General features: G+C 35.7%; 6 protein-coding genes. All 6 read left to right on the top strand.

Annotation, left to right across the window (positions count from 1 at the left end):
• Positions 1–325, top strand: a 325-nt coding sequence (locus tag BGI33_RS13215) for a hypothetical protein (RefSeq protein WP_180298977.1), incomplete at its 5' end; no start/stop codon positions are given.
• 1 nt (position 326) lies between these two features.
• The gene (locus BGI33_RS09750) at positions 327–668 is read left to right on the top strand and encodes a hypothetical protein (RefSeq protein ID WP_100090607.1); all 342 of its coding nucleotides are present in this window, start codon (positions 327–329) and stop codon (positions 666–668) included.
• A gap of 254 nt (positions 669–922) precedes the next feature.
• Positions 923–1,369 carry a type IV secretion protein Rhs gene (locus tag BGI33_RS09745; protein ID WP_100089928.1) on the top strand — a complete coding sequence of 149 codons (447 nt, stop codon included), beginning with the start codon at positions 923–925 and terminating at the stop codon, positions 1,367–1,369.
• Positions 1,370–1,456: 87 nt separating this feature from the next.
• Positions 1,457–2,647 carry an RHS repeat domain-containing protein gene (locus BGI33_RS09740; protein ID WP_100090998.1) on the top strand — a complete coding sequence of 397 codons (1,191 nt, stop codon included), beginning with the start codon at positions 1,457–1,459 and terminating at the stop codon, positions 2,645–2,647.
• Between the two features lie 10 nt (positions 2,648–2,657).
• Positions 2,658–2,954 carry a hypothetical protein gene (locus tag BGI33_RS09735; protein ID WP_100090999.1) on the top strand — a complete coding sequence of 99 codons (297 nt, stop codon included), beginning with the start codon at positions 2,658–2,660 and terminating at the stop codon, positions 2,952–2,954.
• A gap of 332 nt (positions 2,955–3,286) precedes the next feature.
• A complete protein-coding gene (locus BGI33_RS09730; RefSeq protein WP_100090997.1) occupies positions 3,287–4,072 on the top strand; it encodes an RHS repeat-associated core domain-containing protein in 786 nt (261 codons plus the stop codon).
• The last annotated feature ends 36 nt before the right edge of the window (positions 4,073–4,108 follow it).

Below are 4,108 nucleotides of genomic sequence, written 5' to 3'. Positions count from 1 at the left end.
TATAATAGAAAAAAATACAAAAGGTAAGGTTTACATTACTGATATTTTAATGCCCCCAAAAGATGTAATGACTAATATTTTCTTAGATCAAGCAACTCATTCAGGAAGAGGGGATTATGCAATAGTTTTTAAAGTTAACGAAGCACAAATGGCCAATATAAAAAGGTCATCAGAATTAGAGTTCTATCATACAGGTAAAATTAAATTAGAAAGCTCTCAAATAATTCATATAGGTAAAAATCCTTATGGAAGATTTAATAGCCTAAAATATGATAAAAGACTTAAAATGATGCAGAATCAACTAAAAGCTAGAGGAAGTTGTTAACATGAGTAATACTACAGAAAAATGTTTAGTTTTAAAACAAAGCGAAATCAACGCTTTGAAAAAACTTATTATGTACATTAAATTTTCATGTGAAGAAACAGAATCGCTATTATATGCAGGTAGCCCACTAATTAACAATATATTTGATAAATTATTGGAAATTGATGATTTTAAAGAAGAATCTAAAAATTTTTATAAACAGGAAGATGTTACTAATGAGCAATTTATACGTAAAAAAATACAAAAAGATCAGGATGAAACGTTAAACAAAGCAGATGAAGACTTGAAATTAGAATTGTTTAAAGCATGCTTACATCCTTTCTCTTTAAGTAAAGATTTTTAAATAAAATATCATTTTAGCTGTTACTATTCCCTAAAATAGTACAGCCCAAAAGTAAAAAAATCCTCTGGTTTAATGATTCAATGGTTGAGGAAATTAATTCGAACATTAAATTTATAAAGATTCTTTAATAAATGCTGACGGTAAATATGAAATACTCCTTAATATAAGGCGTATTTAAGTTCTAATATCAACACGCAAATAGTAACTAAACTTCAAGGCCTATTTAATCTTCCTTCTAAGCCCCGGAGAGACTCATGACTCTTGATGATGAAATAAAAATGAAACTTTCGCAATTATCAGAACCACCAGAGCTGGTTGATAATTGGGAAAATATTGCACATAAATTATCTAATTCTTTTGACTGGAAAGGAACAAAAATTGATTGGTCAAAAACTCTTAAACACAAAAGCAAGCAACTTTTTGGAAGTTATTCCAATTGGTTATACACAATAAGAAAATTTATTGAAGATAATGATATATCTACTAAAATTAGAGAAAGCGGGGATATTTACTATATAAATGATTCATCTTTAAATTTTGCAGTACATTTAAAATTTAATCAATTTGATAGTTTCCTTGCTCTTGCTATAGAAAACATTCCTCAACATCATTATTTTTTTGATTCTTCAAATAAATGGTGTCTTGTTATAAGTTCTGAAGGGTTTATCGATTTCGGATTATCACTGAAAGAATCTGTTTAATTTTATTATCTGAAAATATTTACGATAAAGAGAGTTTTCTTTTTTAAACAATAGCTATTAAAACTTACCGGTATTTAAGACAGATAGATGTTGCCGGCAGGAATCGAAGGCTCCCACAACCAATCCTACAGGGAAACCCTGCAATACGATGCCGCTGCCAACCTGCTGGACAGCAAATACAGAGAAGACTACAGCAACCACAACCTGATTCGCTGTAACCAGCTCCTGCATTTCAGAGGACACCACTACCGCTACGACGAGCACGGCAGAACTCAGACCAAACAGACCATCGGCGCCACCCAGCATTACCACTACGACGCCGACCACCGCCTGAGCGAAGTACGCATTGAGCAAACAGGCCGCAGCCAGCGTTACGGCTATGTCTACGATGCACTTGGCCGACGTATCGAAAAACATCAGATAGACCGCGAAGGCCAACCCTACAACCGTACCCGCTTCCTGTGGGACGGGTTAAGAATGATTCAGGAAACTGGTCCGAATCATCCCACCAGCCTGTATATCTACACAGACCAGAACAGCTACGAACCACTGACACGTATAGACACAGACGGCAACCAAGAACAACATATCCGCTATTTCCACACCGACCTGAATGGCTGTCCAGAAGAACTAACCGATGCAAACGGTAAAATATTGTGGGAATGCAGCTTTCAGTTATGGGGTAAGCGAATTCATGAAATCGAACACGAACCCATAGAGCAAAACCTCAGATATCAGGGACAATATTTAGACAGAGAAACCGGCTTACATTACAATACTTTCAGGTACTATGACTCGGATATAGGTAGATTTACTCAGCCCGACCCGATTGGGCTGCTGGGTGGGTTTAATCTGTATCAGTATGCGCCTAATGGGTTGACTTGGATTGATCCGTGGGGACTGAGTTGTGGATCATCTAAAAAATATGTTTATAGAGCATTGAGCTTAGAAGATAGAATAAGGATTGATTCAGGTCTTGGTATTAAGCCAAAAGGTCAAGGAGGTTCTATAGTTGATCACGTACAGGGCAAAAATACCGGATATATTTCAGTTTCAGAAAGTAAGTCTGGAACTGAAATCTTTAATTCAGGTAATGGATTGGCAAAAATAAATGTAACAAAAGCTACTCAAAATGGAACTGTATATATTCCAAATCAAAACGTTCAGCAAACTGTAAATTCTAAAGGTTCTTTAACTGATAGGAAAAATGTAAAAAGAGCAATTGAAGGACTATTCAAAGGGGAAATTCCCAATGAAGCTATTGAAATTATTAAATAGGATTGATTTTATGCCGGCATTATCTGAATATTCAAATATATCAAACACTGTATTCAATATATTGGATAAAAAAGGATACCAAATATGGTATGACGAAAGGTTAGAAATGTACTGTGCTGAAAGAAATGGTTGGGATTTTATGGCGGATTCGCCATCAGGTTTGCTAGGTTTAGTTAGTATTTATGAGCTTAAACGACCAGCTATATATAAAGAGTATTGGTGGAAAGATGACAATAAAAATTTGCTAGATAATTTAAGTAAAAAAAAACCTAAATACATATCAGTAACAGATAAAAAATATAGATAATATGGGATTAAATTTGAGCCAGTATGAAATGGCAGCATATATTCAAACAACAAATGCGATTATACCAATAAGCATAAGTAGCAAAGGCTTGTTGCAATTCTTGGATTGTCATGAATTTTTGCCTTTTGCAAACTCAGTTTTAATGGGTTTAAATGTTACCTACACCATTACATTATCATATAAACACCTTTTTGTGTAGGAATCGTTAAATATTAAATATATAGAAATCTTATTTAGAGCTGACGTCACATCTACGGCGTATCGAAAAACATCAGATAGACCGCGAAGGCAAACCCTACAACCGTACCCGCTTCCTGTGGGACGGCTTAAGAATGATTCAGGAAACCGGCCCGAATCACCCTACCAGCCTGTATATCTATACCGACCAGAACAGCTACGAACCACTGGCGCAGATAGACACAGACGGCAACCAAGAACAACATATCCGCTACTTCCACACCGACCTGAACGGCTGCCCGGAAGAGCTTACCGATGCAAACGGTAAAATACTGTGGGAATGTAGCTTTCAGCTATGGGGGAAACGGATTCATGAAATCGGACACGAACCCATAGAGCAGAATCTCAGATATCAGGGACAATATTTAGACAGGGAAACCGGCTTACATTACAATACGTTCAGGTACTATGACCCGGATATAGGTAGATTTACTCAGCCAGACCCGATTGGTTTAGCTGGTGGTTTGAATCTGTATCAGTATGCGCCTAATGGGTTGACTTGGATTGATCCGTGGGGGTGGTGTCCTAAACTTAATCGACGACAGGCTTTAAATAAAGCTAAAGATCTGGCTAATATTCCTCATTCTCAACAAATAGAGAGACAATGGATTGTTGGAAATAACCAAATTAGAAGAGGCCAAAGAAATTATAAATATTCTGAAGATTTAGGTTCACATGGAAGATATTATGAATATAAAAATGCACAAGGACATAAACGTGTCATTGTAGAACATACAAATGATCCAAGAGCCAAAAGTGCTCATACACATGCAGGTCAACCAAAACGTGGTGCCAATTCAATGACCTATGACTTCAAAGAAGAGCGATATCTAAAAATTATTGATCCGTTAACAAATGATCATCACATATATTATGAATAATAAACTCGAAAAAAAATTACTTTATATAAAAGCAAA

The organism is Snodgrassella alvi (assembly GCF_002777425.1).
In the GTDB taxonomy this organism is placed as follows: domain Bacteria; phylum Pseudomonadota; class Gammaproteobacteria; order Burkholderiales; family Neisseriaceae; genus Snodgrassella; species Snodgrassella alvi_B.
This window is presented reverse-complemented; position numbering and strand designations above follow the sequence as displayed.